Raw genomic sequence first — 19,466 nt, forward strand, 5'->3', positions numbered from 1 at the left:
TCTTACCCCTCCAGTTCATAACGGTAATCTTCAACTACAGTGTTGGCAAGCAGCTTTTCACACATAGCTTTGACGCGCGCTTCAGCTTCTGCACGGTCATTCGTATCCAGCTCAAGCTCCATATATTTTCCAATGCGAAGCTTTGCTACCTCAGCAAATCCCATAGAATGTAGAGCGCCTTGTACGGCTGCACCTTGCGGATCCAATACGTTTTGCTTAATAGTGACATAAACTGTAGCTTTCATAATAGCCTCCTGAATGTTGTTTTAATATATCTTGATCGCTCACTTGGGAACGATTAAAACCGGTATACTATAAAAGAAAGTAATGCAAGGTGAACGGCTGTCGCCGTCCTTTCCTTTAACGAAGAAGGCGCGATTACATGAAATAAGCTGCCCTTCCACTTGGCCGCTAAAGCTCGGCTATTCCCAAAGCTTGGTTTCGTCAATCCAGCCCAGTGCTGCATCAACGGTGTCAGCCAGAACGTTGACATGCCCCATTTTACGATTATGAACGGCGTCTTTCTTGCCATATAGATGAAGCTTAGGCGCAACGCCTAATGCTGCTGCAGCCTCATCCGGCTTGCTGATTCTGTCCAACAGCGGCTCGACATGCTGACCGAGCACATTAACCATCACAACCGGCGACATTAACGTCGTATCGCCCAGCGGCAATCCGCAAACTGCTCGAACATGCTGCTCAAATTGCGAGGTGCGGCATGCTTCCATCGTATAGTGGCCGCTATTATGAGGTCTTGGTGCAAGCTCATTGACGTACAGCTCTCCGCTCGACTGGGCAAACATTTCAACGGCAATCAGCCCTACTACATCAAGCTTCTCAGCAATAGCGAACGCCAGTCTTTCTGCTTCCTTGCTCATCTCATCGCTTATTCTTGCCGGAACAATCGACAGATGCAAAATATTGTTTACATGTATATTTTCAGCTGCAGGGAACACCTTTACTTCACCGTTCGTACTGCGGGCTGCAATTACCGATATTTCTTTATCAAAACGGATAAATTGCTCTACGACGAGCTGAACGCCTGCTTTGGCAAGCGTATTGTAGGCTTCCTCCACTTCTTCCTCGCTTCGGATTACCCACTGCCCTTTACCATCATAGCCGCCCGTTGCTGTTTTCAGCACACAAGGCGTACCGAAGCGCTGCACAGCTGCAAGCAGCTCTTCACTGCTGCGCACCTCGCAATACGGGGCTACTGTCGCGCCCGCTGCTTCGATCGCTTCCTTCTCGCGAAGCCTGTGCTGGGTTGTAAACAGCAGCTTGCTGCCTTGCGGCACATAGGATTCGGCCATCAGCATCGCAGCAACTTCCGCATCTACATTTTCGAATTCGTAGGTGATGACAGCTGACCGTCCTGCAAGCTCCTTGGCAGCTTCGCGGTCATTGTAAGCCGCTACGATCTGGTCCGCAACTTGGCCCATCGGGCTGTCTGGCGTAGGATCAAGCGCTACAAAGCGGTAGCCCATTGCGCTGCCTGCCTGTGCCACCATCCTGCCAAGCTGTCCGCCGCCCAGCATGCCGATTGTGCTTCCCGGCTTAATGACTTTACTCATAGCGTTTCACTGCTTTCCAGCACTTCCTGCTTGATTCTTTCTCTTCTTGCCGCAGTGCGAGCTTGTATCTCTGGATCGAAAGCGCCAATGATTTGTGCTGCCAAAAGTCCCGCATTCGTTGCCCCGGCGTTGCCGATAGCTACAGTCGCTACAGGTATTCCGCCTGGCATTTGCACGATAGACAGCAAGGAATCCATGCCGTTTAAATTCGATGATTTCACGGGAACGCCAATAACCGGCAATATCGTCTTTGCAGCGACCATGCCGGGCAAATGTGCAGCCCCTCCAGCTCCGGCGATGATCACTTTAAGACCGCGCTCTACAGCTGTTTCTGCGTATTCAAACATTAAGTCTGGCGTACGATGCGCCGAAACTACTTTCTTCTCATAAGGAATGGATAGCTCATCCAGTACGTCGCAAGCCAGCTTCATTGTATCCCAATCTGACTTGCTGCCCATAATGACGCCCACTTGTACAGACATGCACGCATACCTACCTTCTTAATGTTGGGTATAAGGATAAACGGCTCCGCCGTCCTTTAGACTGGCGCGTTTACCGTTGAAATATAAGAACAGATATAAAGTTTCAAAACTTATACTTTCTTATATTTTAAAAAATCTAAAAGGTCCTGTCAGCAATCAGATCAGAAATGCCGCAGGACATGAGCAGATGCGTATGGAACATGCTGCCTCGTGAAGAAGCTGGTGCAGTTTCTTCAGCATGTGTCGCTCACGCATCATTAGAATCGACAAAAACAGACATGCTTAGCCATCAACAAAAAAGCTAAAGGCTATGCTTTACTGTCAAACAGTCTTTTCTGCTCGTAGTCCAGAAAATGCGGTTTCCGGGTAGAAACGATCGGGCCTATCCCGAACATATACGAGATTGCTTCGACTATAGCGGCAAGTCCGCCATAATTCTATTTTATTTTAATCCATTTCTGCGATCTATGTCAATAAAATACGAACATTAAAGTCTTGTTAATTATTAAAGTTCGTCTTTTAGCAATTAACAGCAACTTTCTTTTCCAAAACTATCATTTTCTTAGCACATGGCTAATAGAATTTATATAGAAATGATCTATTTTCAGGAGGCTTGATGCTGTTGCTCATCCATACCGTAAAAAGAGGAGACTCGCTGTGGTCGCTATCTCAGCATTATAACGCGCCTTTGCAGCAAATTGCTGCTGCCAACGGTCTGACGCCTTCAAGCACACTAATGTCCGGTCAAGCTGTCATCATACCTGGCGAGACGCGGCATACATCCCACCGAGTAGCTGTTGGCGAAACCTTATGGTCGATCGGCCAGCTTTACGGCGTAACGCTTCAAGAGCTGCAAGAGGCTAATCAGCTGCGCAATCCTGCACTTATTGTGCCTGGCCAAGAGCTGAATATTCCAAGCCGAGTGAAACCAGTCATCGAAGTAAATGGCTACACGGAATTATTTGATTCTGCCGGGGCGCGCATTATAGATGAAGCCGGAGGGCATCTTACCCATTTAAGCCCCTTTAGCTATAGAGTAAAAATGGATGGCTCACTGTCCGAGCTTGACGATAGCTCCATCATCCATCACGCATATTTAAAGAAAACGATGCCAATGATGGTTATTACTAATTTCGACAACAGTATTTTCAATTCGCATATCGTGCATGCTATATTGAATCACACCATGCTGCAGCAAAAACTGATCCATCAAACACTCGCTACTATGCACGCAAGAGGCTACACTACGCTTCATATCGATTTCGAATATGTACTTCCCCAGGATCGGACTGCTTACAACAACTTTTTGCAAATGGTCGTCGATGCGCTTCATCCTTATCGCTATCGTGTTTCTACAGCTCTAGCTCCTAAACTTTACGCGGAGCAAGCAGGATCGTTATATGAAGCACATGATTATGAGGCACATGGCCGAATCGTGGACTTCGTTATTTTGATGACCTATGAATGGGGCTGGTCTGGAGGCGCGCCGCGGGCGGTTGCTCCAATCAACGAAGTGGTGAAGGTGCTGAACTATGCGCTCAGTGTTATACCGCCGGAAAAAATATTGATGGGCGTTCCGCTGTACGGCTATGATTGGACTCTCCCCTATGTGAAGGGCGGCCGGCTGGCCCAGGCAATAAGCTCGGATGAAGCGATCCGGCGCGCTGCGGAATACAGTGCTGAAATTCAATACGATACAGAATCTCAATCGCCTTATTACATGTATATAGATGAGCATGGCAGGGAGCACATCGTCTGGTTCGAGGATGCCCGAAGCATCCAGGCCAAATTCGATGCCGTTAAAAGCTACAGGCTGCGTGGGATAAGCTACTGGGTGCTGGGATTGTCGTTTACGCAAAACTGGTATGCTTTGGAGTCCAATTTCACGGTGAAAAAGCTAATATAGGTGTGTGATGGTCACTGGACAAAAGAGCTGGTTTGTGCTGAATCGGATTGAGCTAGTTATCGATTTCTTAAAATCTCGATGCAGTTTTTTCAGGCCGTTGAAAAACGCTAACGGAACTGAGGAGGGTGTCGATTAATTGTGGGCAACGATTGGCAAGCAAAAAGAAAGGGAACGAAGAGCAAGTTTGGGAATGGAGAAGCGGCAGCGTCCGCCTTTGTAGGCCAATTTTATCTTATGCAGGGGTTATTTCATCAAAAAAATTGGACTACAACAGCGGTCGGAATCCCAAACTTGATCGTAGTAACATCCCTTTTGATTGCTTATTGCCCTATTCACAATTAACCGACACCCTACTAAGACACGCTATTGTACGGAAATCAGCTTATTCTAAAATCTAAAGGAACTGAGAAAACCTTATTTACTCAAAATCACTACCTAAACGTGGAAAGATCACCTATAGCGCACTACAGTTCCGTTACAGTTTTAAAACACCTTTTTTTTGCTAAATAGAGCTTTTCAGTTCCGTTACAATTCTAAACAGCTGGCATTACGACTTTTGCTCGGTTATTTAACTCCTACAATGAATCGACGGCTTCCCGCTTACTGCTTCAGGTCTGTTATCCGGGCTATTAAGCCGTTGCGGAGCTTTTTCAACAGCCTGAGAAAATGTAGTTAGTTCAAAAGAGTGGCGGCCTGCAAGCTCCCACGCACCCTGCCTACTTCTATAAAAGCCTCAGAAAGCTGGAAATTCATTGTGAAGTAAACATCATTTCCCAAGTCTAACCAGCACCGCTGTCCTTTGTAAAAATAAAAGCTGCGAGCCAAGTCTAAACGGAAAGCCCCCATGAAAAAGGGAGGCCCCAAGACTGGCACGCAGCTTTTATGTTATTCTACCCAGCTCGTTACCTCATGAGCGGCCTTGCGCGTCGAGGTTTTATCCGGCAAGTCGGAGTAGCCCAGGTAGACTAGCGCAATAAGCTCCTCTTTGTCAGCAAGCTGGAATGTTTGCTTCATCGCATCGTGATACATGGGAGCGCCAGAACGCCAAATCGCGCCTAGGCCTCTTACATGCGCGGCAAGCAGCAAATTTTGCACCGCACTGTGCGCAGCAGCCAATTCTTCCTTATAGATGGCTCTCGGGTCATCTGACGGCGAGCATACCGCCGCAATAATAACCGGAGCGCGCTTCGCCTTCATATGCTCCTTGGCATGAAGCTCCTCCAGCTGCTCGCCAGCCAGCTCAGGATTCATCACTGTTGCTACATTGGCATAGCCTCGTCCGAGCAGGCTGCGGCCTTCGCCGGTCATGACGATAAATCTCCACGGCTGCGTATTGTAATGGCTTGGCGCCCAGCATGCAGCTTCAATTATTTCTTCTATTAAATGGCGCGGAACCGCTGCTTGCTTAACTCTTCCAATTGAACGGCGCGATCTTATCGCTTCATCCAATGACATTGACGGAGCCGTCGCTTCCTTTGACGCTAATCCAGTTTCTCTCTCCATGTGTCGTTCCCCCTACTCCCTGCTGATCAAGACAATTCTAGAAACTGTAGTTTCATTGTTACTTTCCATCCTCAAACAATTGCCTGTACTGTCCGTAGCCTTCTTCCTCCAGCTTATCCTTCGGTATAAAACGGAGTGCGGCCGAATTGATGCAATAACGCTGGCCAGTTGGCTGCGGCCCGTCATCGAACACATGCCCAAGATGAGAATCCGCTTCCTTGCTGCGCACCTCTACCCGAACCATAAAATGACTCGTGTCCGTATGCTCCGTAATAGACGAACCATGCAGCGGCTTCGTAAAGCTCGGCCAACCGCAGCCCGCGTCATATTTATCTCTGGAGCTGAACAATGGCTCACCCGATACAATATCTACATAGATGCCCTCATCCTCAAGATCCCAATATTCCCCGGTAAAAGGACGCTCTGTTCCGTTATTCTGAGTAACATGATATTGAATATCCGTCAAACGCCCGCGCAGCTTGTCCATATCCTTTTCCATACGCCAATGCTTTTGAATAAAGTTGTCTCGGCCTGAGCCTTTACGGTACATTTTATACCGCAGCGGATTCGTCTTATAATATTGCTGATGGTAATCTTCAGCCTGATAAAAAGTGGTTGCCTCTGTTATCTCCGTTACAATAGGTCGGTCAAATCTGCCAGACGCTTCCAGCTGCTGCTTGGATGCTTCCGCCTGCTGACGCTGCTCCTCTGTATAGTAGTAAATAGCCGTACGGTAGGAAGCCCCGCGGTCATAAAACTGGCCGCCTGCATCGGTCGGGTCAATTTGCCTCCAAAATACATCTAACAGCTTTTCATATGGAAAAATAGTTGGATCATACGTAATATGAACGGCTTCAGCATGTCCTGTCGCTTCCGAGCATACTTCCTCATAAGTCGGATTTTCTGTATGACCGCCTGTATATCCAGATACGACTGAAATAATACCCGGTTGCTCCTCAAATGGTGAAACCATACACCAGAAGCAGCCTCCAGCGAACATCGCTTCTGCCCGGTGCGTCGATTGCGGCTGATTCATTGCGATCCCTCTCTTTCATAATTCCTTGGACATGAACTTCTTATATCTATTATACTTCAAGGCCTGCCAACCTCAAAGCCCAACAGCAAGGGGGGAGACAGCAAGCCGATAAGCATGATGCAAATAGTCTAAGCACCATACTTTACCATCGAAAAAAGTGAGACAGTCCCTTGCCACCTTTGTTACAATAAAACGACAAAAGGCTTCCGTGGCGGCGGCTATCCCGATTTGCCCGCAACCTTTTAACGGAAAAAGCGTCAAATATTTAGAAAGGCGTATTCGCTCGGGACTTACATATCTTTTGTTCAAATATAATCATTTATTAGTGCTTGCTCTTTTGAAATGACTTATATTTCTTGAAGATGCTCACCCTCATAGCGGATTGAGGGGCAGATTCTTCTTGGTTCATCTACACTTCTACGGTACAACTACAAGATGAGGTGATTCAAGATGACTGAACTGCAAACCGAAACACAACAACCTTCACGAAGCCCTGCTGCTTATCCTCGAAAAAAACGCGATCCGATAGCTCTTGCTATATTTATTGCCATATGGCTCCTCTTGATCGGCGGCGGCATTTTTGGCGCCAAATGGTATGGCGATCATACCCGGCAACAAATTGCCTCTGCCATTGAAGCGCAGACCAAATCAGAATTATTGGCTTTACAAGAAGCCTACGATGATAAACTCGCTGAGCTGGACAAGCAATACGAAGTACGCATGACCGAATTGACAGGAAAAGTAGATGCACTTAACGAGCTGCTTACCTTTACCAAAGATAACGCAGACAGCAAAACGGATAATAGCAATAAGCTGTATACCCAGCTTAATGAAGTGAAGAAACAGTTGAACGAACTTAAGAAAAATCTGGATGTCCTGAAATGAATAGAACGATCAAACAGTTTAATCGTACTATGCTGCTTGCCTGTACGCCTTTCATAGGCGCTTTGATTTGGCTGCTTTCGATTAATCCGTCCGTCACTTTGTCATCTGACGAAATGAAGCCAAATTTATTGTCCTTATCCCAGCATACGATGGATACAAGCTTGCATGAGCAAACGTTATCCCAGCTTGATAATGCCGCTATTACTGCCGAGGCTACTCAGCAGGCGATACATAAGCAGCTTCAGCTTTATCAAAACACGAATGCTGCCATGAAGGATATTGCGCACACAGCTGCCACGCAAGCCGAGCGTCCTTTAAAGCTGTATGACCAAAAAATTACAAGCAAGCTGGGCAAGCCCGCTTCAACGATCAACTCAGACAAGCTGCGCGCACAGCTTTTTTACAGCAAGGAAAGCAAATTTAACAGCTACCTTGTCAAAATCAAGCTGAAATCCGACGATGCCATGACTATGGTGCTTGGAGGGAATGAGCCTGGAAAAGCCCGCACGACGCTGGAGGCTGTTCAGCAGCATAAAGCTGCAGTCGGTGTTAATGCAGGCGGCTTTGCTGACAGCAAAGGCAAGCGTTATCCGCTCAGCACAACCGTTATTGACGGCCAATATATTAACGGCGGCTTCGAAGCCAGCTATTCGGATCTGTTCTTTGTCGGACTGAACAGCAGCAACAAGCTGATTGGCGGCAAATTCGCATCTAAGCAGCAGCTGGACAAGCTTAATCCGAAATTCGGCGCTTCATTTGTCCCTGTACTGCTCAAAAATGGCGCTGCCCAAACGATTCCCGACAAATGGAAAACGAGTCCAGCACGCGCACCGCGAACCGTAATTGCCAGCTACAAGGATGATCAGCTGCTGATTTTAGTAACTGACGGCTACAACAAAGCCGGCAGTGTCGGAGCTACGTTAGAGGAAATACAAACTCTACTAAAAGGCTACGGCGTTATCGACGGCTACAATTTGGATGGGGGAGGCTCCTCCACACTAGTTTTCAACGGAAAGGTTATTAACCATCCTTCAGACGGTCAGATGCGCAAGCTGCCTACCCATTTCTTATTTTTCAAATAGCTCTTATAAAGGTTGAAAACATATACTTTCCTATATTTTTAAAATAAAGCCATTGCCTTATTGCATCGCTAGATGCTTTAAAGCAATGGCTGCTTTTATTTGCTGAAGCTCTAATTCCTTTTTGATTAAAAGGCTTTCCGCTTCCCTTTGCGAAATGAATTCAAATCGGAACGCATCGCCCGGCTTCAGCTGGGCAAGCTTAGGCAAATCGGCCGCGCATACATGTGCAATTCGCGGATATCCGCCCGTCGTCTGGCGATCAGCAAGCAGAATGATCGGCTGACCGTTAGGCGGCAGCTGGACAGTGCCTGTTGCGACCCCCTCTGACAGCAGCTCAATTGGCCGTTCGAGCTGAAGCGCCGCCCCTTCCACCTTGCTGCCCATGCGATCTGATTGCATGCCTATTTTAAAGGCCGTATACAAAAGCTCCATCTTGCTTTTTTCCGTAAGCCATTCAAAATGCTTGCCAGTTATAACCCGAATGAGAGCCGGATTATGCCTGCCATCATAGGCAGCCGAATCAGCATGCCAGTCAGAAGCAGACAGGCTGCTGCCCGCTTTCATCCGTTTAAGCAGCTTGATTTGCATAGTGCTTGCTTTGACATCGTCGCTGAGCAGCTCGATTCGATCACCGCTTTGCAATGCTCTGCCCTGCAGCCCTCCGAGTTCTCCGCGCAAATAAGTGCTGCGGCTTTGCAGCACAGGTTGAACATCTATTCCACCGCCGATTGCGATGTAGGCGCGGCAGCCTGCCCGATTGCTGCCAAAGTGAATCGTCGATCCTGCTCTAACTGCTACCGGACGCCATAATGGCAATCTTTCGCCATCCACCGCCGCTGACATATCCGCTCCGCAAACAGCAAGCAGCAGCGTTCGTTCAGCCTTTAGCTTTGCCCCGCAATAAGTCAATTCAATGACTGCTTCCGTTTCCTTATTGCCAACCAGCCAATTGGCAATCCGCGCTGCGGGCAAATCCATGGCTCCGCTGGGGCTCACGCCATATTTTTGATAACCGAATCGGCCAAGGTCCTGAACCATCGCCTGCATGCCCGGCTGTAAAATATACAAACTCAACGTCCACTCCCCCTTTGCCGCTCATAGCTTATCTCAGCTTGCACCCACGGTCTCCGCAGCTATCGCAGCGTATTGCTCAGGCGTAATGGGCTCGAAGCGCAGCTTGATGCCTGCCTGCAAATAGGAGGGTGGCTCCTTCGCAGCATCAAACAGCTTAACGGGCGATCTGCCTATCAGCTGCCAGCCTCCCGGAGTAGCATACGGATATATGCCCGTTTGCCCGCCTGCAATACCTACACTGCCAGCCGGAATTTGCAGCCGCGGCTCGGCCCGCCGAGGTGTCGCAAGCTGTTCCGGCATGCCGCCCAAGTATGGAAAACCTGGCACAAAGCCTATCATATAGACCAAATAATCTGTCTCAGCATGCAGCTTGATGACTTCATTCTCAGTAAGGCCGCAATGCTTTGCAACAAACGGCAAATCAGGTCCATACTCGCCGCCGTAGCAGACAGGAACTATTACTGGCAAAGCAGCCTTGATTGATGCTTGATGCGAATCAAAATTTTCATTAGAGAGACTATTTTGTAAAATGTAATCCAGTCTTTTGCTGATGGTCTCGTATATAGTTAAGTGCTGCTTCTCGGCTGCTCTCCTGCTTTTGTATACTGCAAAGGGATCATAATGAATCGTAACGGCTGCGTAGCTCGGCACCGCTTCTATCCAGCCTGCAAAAGGATGCTGTTCCAAATGCTCGCTCATCCGCATGACCTTATAATGAACATACTCGTCAATACGCTCTCCCAAGCGAATAATAACAGCGCATTCTCCCAACGGCTCGATTTCATATACATCCTGCATGCATTCTCCTCCTATCGCTACATGGTGGCCGTGCTGTCCTATACTAGGCCTTGCACAACAATACCTGCCTGTTCCAGACCGCTGCGCAGCTGCTTCATATAATTCAAAGCGTACGGCGTGTCGCCATGCACACATATCGTGTCCGCTTTCAGCTTAATAGTCACTCCGTCCCGAGTTTGCGTTTCTCCGGCGACAGCCATGCGAACAGCCTGCTCGGCGGCAATCGCACGATCATGAATAACTGCCCCGGCCATCCCCCTCGGCGTCAGGCTTCCGTCTTGCTCATAAGTCCGATCGGCGAACACCTCGCTCGCGCTTCTCATCCCGATTCTATCGGCTGCATGAATCAGCTCGCTTCCAGACAAGCCGTATAGGATAAGCTCGGCATCCACCTTATACACTGCATTAACAATGGCCTCAGCCAGCTTGCGTGATCTTGCCGCCATATTGTACAAAGCGCCATGCGGCTTTACATGCCGGACAATTCCGCCTTCTGCCTTGGCAAAAGCGCTAAGTGCTCCCAGCTGATATACTGTCATATCAAAAGCTTCCTGCGCCGTAATTTGCATTTCCCTGCGCCCAAAGCCGATCAAATCCGGCAGTCCCGGATGAGCGCCAATTGCAACATTATGCTGCACAGCAAGCTTCACCATCGCCCGCATCGTCGCCGCATCGCCCGCATGAAATCCGCACGCTATATTAACAGAAGTAATCTGCTCCATAATTTGATGGTCAAGGCCAGGATCGCCAATGCGATAGACGCCAAACCCTTCGCCCATATCACAATTCAAATCAATCGTTTTCAACCAGCCTCGCTCCTTTCGCTTTATCGATTCATTATGAATAAGGTTACATAAGATAGAAGGCTACTACGATCAAGTTGGGCTTCCGACCGCTGTTGTATTCCAATTTTTTATATTACATAAAACCTATAAAGGTTAAAATTGGCCTACAAAGGCGGACGCTGCCGCTTCTCCAGTCCCAAGCTTGCTCTCCGTTGCCCCTTCTTATTGGTTATAAATAGTTGTCCATAATGAAACGATAGCTTTCCTGACTACCCTTATATTAATCGAAAAAACTCGACTCGTCATCCTTGCTAAAACAGCAACAAGCCAACAGCCGCCTGTATTGGAGCCATTGGCTTGTTGTCTATTCTAAATGAGATTGGCGTCGGCAAAATCGATAAAGCAGCGCCAATCATATTCTGTTAAATCGTGATCCCCTGTTCGTAGATGATAACCTAGCCTCTCACTGCTAATAGGGGTTTCAGCAGCAGGCATAGTTTCCGCGCCTATCCCATCATAGCCGTGCAATTTGTAAATCGGCTGTACTGCAATAAGTGATAAAAATTCTGATTCAGGGTCTGCCCAGCTATCCTCGGTTGCGCTGGATACATAGAGCAGGCGAGGAGCGATAAGTCCTAGCAGCATATGCTGGTCAACTGGAAGCTCATCCTCGCGATCATTGTACTGCTTATAATTTTCGGCAAACCAATGAGGAAAGGAAGCGTTGATATGGCTAATTCGTTCTCCCTGCTTGCCTCTGGACAGCGCCGCTCCGGTGCAGCCAGAATTATTGCTTACGACCATTGCGAAGCGCTCGTCCTCGGCGCCGGCCCATAAAGCTGTTTTTCCGCCGCGGGAATGACCGGCTAAAGCAATTCGGCTCGCATCAATAGCCGCTTCCTCCTCCAGCGCATCCATCACGCGAGATGCTCCCCATGCCCACGCCGCTATCGTGCCCCATGCATCGCCTGGCCGCTTATCCAGCGGCGGGTCGAACAAGCCATGCACACCGTTGCGAAATTCATCATGCACATCCGGGTCTACATCCTCTACTTGAAAAACAGCGGCTGCATATTCTCGCTCAATCAACAGCTCGGCCGGCCAAAAGCCGCTTAATTGCTTGCGATCGGGATCCGCAACGGCTGTACCCCGATTATTAATAAGAACAAACGCAGGAACAGGCTTGTCTGCCTTAGCAGGAATAAACAAGACAAACGGGAGCTTACCTGTGCCGCCTGGCCCTTCATATTGAATTTCTATTTTTTTACGTACAGCTAATCCGTCCATCATCAGATCTTCCGCTTTTACCGCTATACGCATCGATTCCGGACGGCGAACAGGAGTCCTGCCATACACATGCGTACGAAAAAGCTCGACTAATTCCTTTCTGCGTTTCTGCGCCCATTCATCTTTGTTGCTGACTATTCCGCCTCCAGCATTCAACAAAATATTAGGCAATTGCTTCAGTCTTTGATTCATGCTTATCCTCCCAACCCATTTCAGCATTGAAAAAAATCGGTGAATCATAGAAGCAACGAAGTGCTATGATCATCCGCCATAACTATCGTCCTTGTAAACATAACATAAGTGCCGCAGAATAATAACCTCCATTTGTGATGCTATGCTTTTTTCTGCAATAAAAAAACGTGCAGCAATCGCCAATGCGACTGATGCACGTTTTGATAGTCAGGTTAAGCTGATATTTCATCTTTTTTATTTTTATCCCTCGTCCAAGGTGTCCCAAGCAGCGGAAGCGCCCAGCGGTCAAGTCCGTACCAGCCTGCGTTTTTCCAAGCTAGAACTAGCCAAGTTGCAAGAATAAACAATAAAGGATTTGTGCTTAGTGTACCTGCGAACAAGAAGCTGACGTTCATAAGTGCTCCGAAAAATGCTGCAATCCCTGTTAGAAGACCTAAGATAAGTCCCAAACCTACTAGCAATTCGCCAAAAGCAACCATATAACTGAATACTTTTGCATTTGGTATAACAAAATTTTCAAGGAAAGATGCATACCAGCCAGTTACATCTCCGCCTTCTTGCGATTTTGCAATAGCGCCTCCCAAGAAGCCTTTTAGTGCCGCACCGGCATTATCCCCTGTCCAGGCATCAGAATTAACTTTTTTCCAGCCTGCTGTAATCCATGCATATCCGAGATACAAACGTACTACCAGCCAGATTAGACCTGCTCTCGTGCTGCTGAATAGAAATCGCGATACCGGATTCTCTGGGATATTAATTTCTTTGTTCATAAATGATTACCTCCGTAACTTGTGGTCTTGGTTTCATTATACTGTGGCAAATTTTAGGGTGATGTGATAAATGTCACACAAGTACAATTATACTATTTACATAACTTTACACAACACTTATAATATTAAATATAAAATGATATATATCGAATGATATTAGTAAAAGGATGGAAGCTTAATGGCGCCGAAAACAAAGTTTACAAAAGAACAAATTATTGATGCTGCCTTCGACATTGCTTCCTCAGAGGGCTTTGCAGGCATTACTATACGCAGCGTTGCAGCGAAGCTGGGGAGCTCCATTGCCCCTATTTATGTAAATTTTAAAGACACTGAGGAATTGCTTGAAGCTGTAATCGAAAAGACGCTTATGATCAGCAAACAAATACTGCAGGAGCAGCAATCCGGCGATCCATTCAAGGACATCGGCATGGCCAGCCTGTTATTTGCCAAGAAGTACAGCGTGCTGTTTCTAGAACTTATTAACTCCAAACATCCTTTATTGAAACAGCAGCATAGCAGCGGCGGCTTTTTAATTGAGCATATGCGAAGCGATCCGATTTTCAGCCGCTTATCAGACGAACGGCTGGAGCTAATCTTGTTGAAAATGAAGCTTTTTCATACAGGCATTTCCGTGATGGCCGCAAGCAATCAGCTGCCTGACGCCTTTGAGGATGAAGCTCAGCTTGCCGCTTTGCTTAATAGTACAGCGATCGACTTGATCGTCGCTGCTCATGTGCAAAATGAAAAAACTATCGAGCAGCTAATACAACAATATGGAGGGCCGCTATGAGAGATGAGTTTGGCAGGGCCAATAAGATTGTTATTATTACAGGAGCAAACTCCGGCATTGGAAAAGCAGCAGCCATCCAATTCGCCAGCAATGGCTGGCATGTCGTTATGGCCTGCCGGGATACATTGTCGAGCGCTGCTGTCATGCATGAAATCATGGAGCAAACAAAATCAACTCACGTTAGCTTACTTCAGCTCGATGTCTCCTCCTTTGCATCCATTCACCAATTCAATGAGCGTCTACGTGAACATTATGATCATATCGACTGCATTATTCATAATGCGGCACATTTTAAGCATGGCCAGCGCCAATGGCAAGGCAGCGTTGACGGGATCGAGCTGACTTTTGCAGCAAACACATTCGGCCCTTTTTTATTGACTCATCTGCTGCTCGACCTTCTGCAAAAATCCGATGACGCACGAGTGCTTCATGCTTGCAGCACCAATATTAAACACTTCTTTGATCCGAAGCGCTCCATTGAATGGAATTTAATCGCAAACACTAATAGTGACGCTTCTCAAGCCCGCCCTTACAACTCCTACAAAATGTATGGTGACTCCAAAATGGCTTTATTCATGCTTACTCGCAAAATGGCGGAAGAATGGAAACCGTATGGCATCAAAGTTAATGCGCTGCAAATATCCGGCGTGCGTATGTCAAAACGTACGTTAAGAAATCTAAGCGGTCTTTGGAAATTAGCAGCCCATATGCAAAACCTGATATTTCCGTTGCCCGATGCCATGGCGAATAACTATTATGAAATATGCAGCAACGCTAAGTTCAAAGAGATGAGCGGACAGCTGTTTAATGATAAACTGGGTATTATTCAGCCTGCAGAGCTCAATGTAAAGCTTACCGAAAGAATCAAGTATATTGTCGGATCCAATCATTATCCGAGTTATGCTTTAGATAGCGGTCGGACGGATCAGCTGTGGAGACTGTGTAATGAAGTATGTTTGGCACGGTAGCGGGTTACGGTCATTCGTCGAATTCCGTTCGTGAAGGCGCACAGTCAGTTCGTATACGCATTGTCTGCTTCGTCGTCAAAATCATTTTCAATTCGCTAGTTGTCTCTTTCCTACAAACCAGCTATAATTTTAATAATTCGTAACAAATGGATATGGTCGTAAAGAAAACGCCGCTTCTCAAAAGGACTGCCTTAATAGGTGTTCCCTTGTGAAGTGGCTTTTTGTATTTTCTAAAATAAAAATCGGAGGTTAAGATGATGTCCAAATTTGAGGAGTACTATTTGCAATGGCTGCAGTCGAATATTAACATTGATAAAAATCCACGTAGACGAGAGCTTCTGGAAAAAGGGCTTGGCCATGGTACTATTGAGTTTCTCCGCATGGTCTGGTTTCCTGCTATCGGTAACTTTAATGATCTTTATCCTGAGTGGGAAATACGTGATTTTAGCAATGGATACCGTTATATTGACTTGGCCTACATGCCAGCTGGAGCTAAAGGCGGAATAGAAATTCAAGGCTACGGTCCTCATGCAAGGGATCTTGATGTACGCAGATTTAAAGACTTATGTCGCCGCCATAGCTTGCTTGCACTTGATGGCTGGACTTTTTTGCCTATCGCCTATTTATCCATTATCGATGAGCCAAAGCAATGTCAGCAGATGGTGCTTGCCTTTATTGGGAAATTTATTTCAATCGATGTATCGAACCAATTAAATTGGCTGGAAGCTGAAACTGTCCGCTTTACTCGCCGTTTGTTGCGGCCTATTACACCAATAGAGCTAGCTGCACATTTACGAGTGTCTGATCGGACAGCACGACGCGTTCTTAGTAGACTAGTTGAGGTTGGATTGTTGGAAAGTGCAAGTGGTAAACAAAGAATTAGAAGTTACAAGCTACGTTTGCAATAATGGCGTTTAGTGGGGGCTGAGCTAACGTTTGATTATATTTGGCGGTCACTGGTTCCGCTATTTGCCTTAAAAACACTATTTGTGGTGTTTCGCGGACACTGGTTCCGTTATCGGCCCATTTCAGGTCCGTTTTTGGGTTAGTTTTCGTACAATAGCGGAACGTGTGTCACTTTTAACGAGCAAATGAGGGGATTTCGGCTCAATAGCGGATCGCTGTCCAGGTATTCGTTACTTGCGGCGTTTGCGTTCTTCTGACGGTACTGACGGTACTAACAGCCTTTTTGCATCAGGTCACTGTGTACGTTCGCGTACTTCTGGCGGTCACTCGTTCGCAATTCGCACGTTACGCAAACTCATCCGCAAAAAAACCAGGATACGTTTCAAGAACCATCCTGGCTTAGTTATATATCTGCTTGTTTAATAGATACGCACCCTAGCATATCGATTTATCTGCTTTTATCTGCTTTCATGCTTTTATCTGCTTTTATCTGCTTATTACTCAAAAGAAAGTATGCCTGTCGTATGCAGCAATACTAGAACCATTAGCACTGGCGCGATATAGCGTATCATAAACAGCCATAGTTTGAACCAGCCAGCTTGAAGCCCGGTCGCTTCGGCCGCTCTCTTCCAGCGATAGCCCGCAAAAACAATTACCGCCAAACCGCCTACCGGAAGCATTACATTCGAAGTAATGAAATCGACCCAATCAAACACTGACTTACCGCCAATAACAAAGCCTGGCACTGCACCAAAGGATAACGCCGAAGGAACGCCAAGCACAAAAATAATAGCACATACTGCAATAACAGATTTCGGCCGGCTCCAGCTAAAACGTTCCATTACATAAGAAACTGGCACCTCCAGCACGGATACTGCAGAAGTTAATGCGGCAAATGCCAGCAAAATAAAGAACAATCCTCCGAACATGGCGCCAAACGGCATAGCCGAAAACGCAGCAGGCAAAGCAACAAAGACTAGCGATGGCCCTTGATCGGGCGCTATGCCGAAAGAAAACGTCGTTGGGAAAATAATTAAGCCGGCGATAAAGGCATAAACCAAATCGCCTGCTGCAATAGCGAGTGTTGCTGTTCCGAGCGACTGCTCCTTACGGACATATGAACCATAGGTTAATAAAATCCCCATTCCCAGCGATAGCGAGAAGAAGGCATGCCCTAACGCAACTAAAGCCGATTCCGCAGACAGCTGTGAGAAATCAGGGTTAAGGAAAAAGGAAACCCCTTTGTTCGCGTTTGGAAGCGTAACCGCCCTGACCATTAATATAACGAGCAATGCAACCAAGCCCGGAATAAGAATTTTATTAAACTTTTCAATGCCTTTAGCTACCCCCAAAATGACAACGCCGCCAGTTATAACAATGGAGATGAATTGCCATACGATTGGCAGGTAACCTGAAGTAAATGTGCTGAATTGATAGGCAAAATCTGAGCTTTTAAATAAATTGCCATTAAATGCCCACAACGCATAATGAAGCGTCCAGCCTGTAACAACAATATAAAAGGTTAAGATTAAAAATGGCGCCAGCACTTGCAGCAATCCGGCACCTTTCCAGGCACGTCCGCCGCCAGCCCGTACAAACGCAGTTGCCGCGCTCCCTCGGCCGCTTCGGCCTATGGCAAGCTCTGCTAACAGTACAGGCAATCCAATAACTATCAAGCACACTACAAATAATAGAAAAAAGGCCGCTCCGCCGTTTTCACCAGTAATATAAGGGAACTTCCACATATTTCCCAGGCCGACTGAACTGCCTATCGCTGCAAAAATAAAGCCAACAGACGAAAAGCGCTCCGTCTTTTGGTTTAGCTGAAGGGTACTTTGTTGTTTTTGTTTGATCATACTCACGGCTCCAAGCTTTCAGTAATATTCTAGCTTATGACTTCCACCATTATATATCGATTTGCTATTTTGGGCTACCTGTCTATTAATGGGTGACTTTTCACCAGCTAGAGCAAATAAATGGACAAAAGCCGAAAACGATCAGATTTGAACAAAAAAAGCAGCGCCGGCCCAGCGCTGCTTTTTTTTGCGAAATTACATAAATACGTATCTGCCAATAATAAGGATTGCAAGCACCCACATAATCCAGTGGATTTGATATTTGCCTTTGCCAGACAAATTAGCAACCGCAGCAAGTACTACATAAGCAACGATACCGAAAGAAATACCGTTTGCAATGCTGTAAGTAAATGCCATGAACGCTAGCGTAAAGAAAGCTGGAATAGCGTGCACCATGTCTTGGAAATCAATTTCTTTAACAGACTGCATCATCAACACGCCAACGATAATCAATGCAGCGGATGTAGCAGCACCTGGAACAAGCGCAACAAGCGGCGACAAGAAGATCGCTAGCAAGAAGCAAATTCCAGTAGTAACCGCAGTCAGACCAGAGCGTCCGCCTTGTGCAATACCAGCGGAGCTTTCAACGAAAGCTGTTACTGTACTTGTACCTAGAACAGCACCGCCGCTTACGCCGATCGCGTCAACAAGCATCGCTTTACCAACGCGTTTTTTGCCTTTTTCTTTGTCTTTCATAATACCGGCACGGTTAGCTGTACCGATGAGTGTACCGAATGTATCGAATAGCTCTACGAAAGTAAACGTAAGAACTACTGTAATAAGACCAACTTCAAACACACCTGCGAAGTCAAAATGAGCTACGTTCATTGTGCTGAAATCTGGTACCCAAGTTTGTCCTTCAAAAGCTGCTTTCACATCTACATGTCCGCCTATAATTGCAATAATTGTAGTACCTAGAATACCAAACAACAACGCGCCTGGAACTCGAAGCACCATTAGAATAGCAATCAGGAACAAAGCAAGAATTGTGTAAAGCATCGTTGGATCCGTAAAGCTTCCGATTCCAATAACCGATTCAAAACCTAGAAGCGGTGTAAACTTACCTGGCTCAATAGGCTTGATAGATTCAACGTTAATAGTCATAAGACCGCTGTTTTTCAAGCCGATAACCGAGATAAACAAACCGATACCAACTGTAATCGCATGCTTCAAGCTGTCAGGAACAGCTACGATCAGCATCTGACGAATTTGTGTAACCGTCAGGATAAAGAAAATAATACCGGAAATAAATACTGCCGTAAGACCCATAGCAGGAGAAATCGGTGTATCCGTTGCAGCCGATGCAAGAATGACCGATGCAAAATAAGCATTCAGACCCATACCTGGTGCAAGAGCTACCGGAAAGTTAACGAACAAGCCCATTGCGATTGAGAAAATACCTGCAGCTAGCGCCGTCGCCAGAAATACGCCTGTCCAGTTAAGACCAGCAGGTTCCAAAATCGACGGATTGACAGCCAAAATATATGCCATCGTCATGAAAGTCGTCAGACCAGCCATCACTTCAGTTCTGACATTTGTCCCCAGTTCCTTTAAGCGAAAGAAACGTTCCATTTT

19 protein-coding genes and 1 riboswitch are annotated in these 19,466 nt (G+C 46.7%); of the genes, 7 read left to right on the forward strand and 12 right to left on the reverse strand.

The genetic code is table 11. The features are described from left to right. Window positions 1-2 precede the first annotated feature (2 nt). The 3 genes from purS to purE form a co-directional block, all read right to left on the reverse strand. On the reverse strand, window positions 3-248 hold the full coding sequence (gene purS / locus V1L65_RS16475; RefSeq protein WP_331700385.1) for a phosphoribosylformylglycinamidine synthase subunit PurS: 246 nt from the start codon (window positions 246-248) through the stop codon (window positions 3-5). A gap of 174 nt (window positions 249-422) precedes the next feature. Further along, window positions 423-1,571 carry a 5-(carboxyamino)imidazole ribonucleotide synthase gene (purK, locus tag V1L65_RS16480; protein WP_331700300.1) on the reverse strand — a complete coding sequence of 383 codons (1,149 nt, stop codon included), beginning with the start codon at window positions 1,569-1,571 and terminating at the stop codon, window positions 423-425. Next, window positions 1,568-2,053, reverse strand: coding sequence for a 5-(carboxyamino)imidazole ribonucleotide mutase (purE, locus tag V1L65_RS16485; protein ID WP_331700301.1), 486 nt, complete (start codon window positions 2,051-2,053; stop codon window positions 1,568-1,570). Before purE ends, purK begins: the two co-directional genes overlap by 4 nt. 322 nt (window positions 2,054-2,375) lie before the next feature. Then, window positions 2,376-2,474: riboswitch (purine riboswitch) on the reverse strand. A 195-nt stretch (window positions 2,475-2,669) separates the two neighbouring features. On the opposite strand from purE, the gene V1L65_RS16490 reads away from it, so the two are divergent. Together V1L65_RS16490 and V1L65_RS16495 are read left to right on the forward strand one after the other, a co-directional pair. Then, a complete protein-coding gene (locus tag V1L65_RS16490; protein ID WP_331700302.1) occupies window positions 2,670-3,959 on the forward strand; it encodes a LysM peptidoglycan-binding domain-containing protein in 1,290 nt (429 codons plus the stop codon). Between the two features lie 138 nt (window positions 3,960-4,097). Continuing rightward, entirely contained in the window at window positions 4,098-4,301 is a 204-nt protein-coding gene (locus V1L65_RS16495; protein ID WP_331700303.1) for a hypothetical protein, read from the forward strand. Between the two features lie 543 nt (window positions 4,302-4,844). On the opposite strand, the gene V1L65_RS16500 is transcribed toward V1L65_RS16495, so the two are convergent. Continuing rightward, window positions 4,845-5,462, reverse strand: a complete 618-nt coding sequence (locus tag V1L65_RS16500) for a nitroreductase family protein (protein ID WP_331700304.1) — start codon at window positions 5,460-5,462, stop codon at window positions 4,845-4,847. Window positions 5,463-5,520: 58 nt separating this feature from the next. Continuing rightward, window positions 5,521-6,498 carry a peptide-methionine (S)-S-oxide reductase MsrA gene (msrA, locus tag V1L65_RS16505; RefSeq protein WP_331700305.1) on the reverse strand — a complete coding sequence of 326 codons (978 nt, stop codon included), beginning with the start codon at window positions 6,496-6,498 and terminating at the stop codon, window positions 5,521-5,523. 450 nt (window positions 6,499-6,948) lie between these two features. On the opposite strand from msrA, the gene V1L65_RS16510 reads away from it, so the two are divergent. Next, entirely contained in the window at window positions 6,949-7,383 is a 435-nt protein-coding gene (locus V1L65_RS16510) for a hypothetical protein (RefSeq protein WP_331700306.1), read from the forward strand. Further along, window positions 7,380-8,465 carry a phosphodiester glycosidase family protein gene (locus tag V1L65_RS16515; protein ID WP_331700307.1) on the forward strand — a complete coding sequence of 362 codons (1,086 nt, stop codon included), beginning with the start codon at window positions 7,380-7,382 and terminating at the stop codon, window positions 8,463-8,465. The genes V1L65_RS16510 and V1L65_RS16515 overlap by 4 nt, the downstream gene beginning before the upstream one ends. 57 nt (window positions 8,466-8,522) lie before the next feature. Here V1L65_RS16515 and V1L65_RS16520 read toward each other — a convergent pair whose 3' ends face one another. The 5 genes from V1L65_RS16520 to V1L65_RS16540 form a co-directional block, all read right to left on the reverse strand. Next, window positions 8,523-9,539, reverse strand: coding sequence for a biotin-dependent carboxyltransferase family protein (locus tag V1L65_RS16520; RefSeq protein ID WP_331700308.1), 1,017 nt, complete (start codon window positions 9,537-9,539; stop codon window positions 8,523-8,525). A gap of 33 nt (window positions 9,540-9,572) precedes the next feature. Next, window positions 9,573-10,337 (reverse strand): 5-oxoprolinase subunit PxpB, encoded by a 765-nt coding sequence (gene pxpB, locus V1L65_RS16525; protein WP_331700310.1) that lies wholly within the window; start codon window positions 10,335-10,337, stop codon window positions 9,573-9,575. A gap of 38 nt (window positions 10,338-10,375) precedes the next feature. Next, window positions 10,376-11,143: a LamB/YcsF family protein gene (locus V1L65_RS16530; protein WP_331700311.1), complete on the reverse strand. Its 768-nt coding sequence runs from the start codon at window positions 11,141-11,143 to the stop codon at window positions 10,376-10,378. Window positions 11,144-11,491: 348 nt separating this feature from the next. Then, a complete protein-coding gene (locus V1L65_RS16535; RefSeq protein WP_331700312.1) occupies window positions 11,492-12,601 on the reverse strand; it encodes an alpha/beta hydrolase family protein in 1,110 nt (369 codons plus the stop codon). A gap of 212 nt (window positions 12,602-12,813) precedes the next feature. Further along, on the reverse strand, window positions 12,814-13,371 hold the full coding sequence (locus tag V1L65_RS16540; protein ID WP_331700313.1) for a DoxX family membrane protein: 558 nt from the start codon (window positions 13,369-13,371) through the stop codon (window positions 12,814-12,816). Between the two features lie 178 nt (window positions 13,372-13,549). Between V1L65_RS16540 and V1L65_RS16545 the strand changes: the two genes are divergently transcribed. From V1L65_RS16545 to V1L65_RS16555, 3 genes are all read left to right on the forward strand, one after another. Then, window positions 13,550-14,161 carry a TetR/AcrR family transcriptional regulator gene (locus V1L65_RS16545; RefSeq protein WP_331700314.1) on the forward strand — a complete coding sequence of 204 codons (612 nt, stop codon included), beginning with the start codon at window positions 13,550-13,552 and terminating at the stop codon, window positions 14,159-14,161. Further along, window positions 14,158-15,129, forward strand: coding sequence for an SDR family NAD(P)-dependent oxidoreductase (locus tag V1L65_RS16550; protein WP_331700315.1), 972 nt, complete (start codon window positions 14,158-14,160; stop codon window positions 15,127-15,129). The genes V1L65_RS16545 and V1L65_RS16550 overlap by 4 nt, the downstream gene beginning before the upstream one ends. A gap of 257 nt (window positions 15,130-15,386) precedes the next feature. Beyond that, a complete protein-coding gene (locus V1L65_RS16555; RefSeq protein WP_331700386.1) occupies window positions 15,387-16,037 on the forward strand; it encodes a transcriptional regulator in 651 nt (216 codons plus the stop codon). Between the two features lie 495 nt (window positions 16,038-16,532). Here the strand turns inward: V1L65_RS16555 and V1L65_RS16560 are convergent, their stop codons facing one another. Together V1L65_RS16560 and V1L65_RS16565 are read right to left on the reverse strand one after the other, a co-directional pair. Then, window positions 16,533-17,891 (reverse strand): sodium-dependent transporter, encoded by a 1,359-nt coding sequence (locus V1L65_RS16560; protein WP_331700316.1) that lies wholly within the window; start codon window positions 17,889-17,891, stop codon window positions 16,533-16,535. Between the two features lie 195 nt (window positions 17,892-18,086). Then, window positions 18,087-19,463 carry an NCS2 family permease gene (locus V1L65_RS16565; RefSeq protein ID WP_331700317.1) on the reverse strand — a complete coding sequence of 459 codons (1,377 nt, stop codon included), beginning with the start codon at window positions 19,461-19,463 and terminating at the stop codon, window positions 18,087-18,089. Window positions 19,464-19,466: the final 3 nt, after the last annotated feature.

This window comes from Paenibacillus sp. IITD108 (assembly GCF_036541265.1).
In the GTDB taxonomy this organism is placed as follows: domain Bacteria; phylum Bacillota; class Bacilli; order Paenibacillales; family Paenibacillaceae; genus Pristimantibacillus.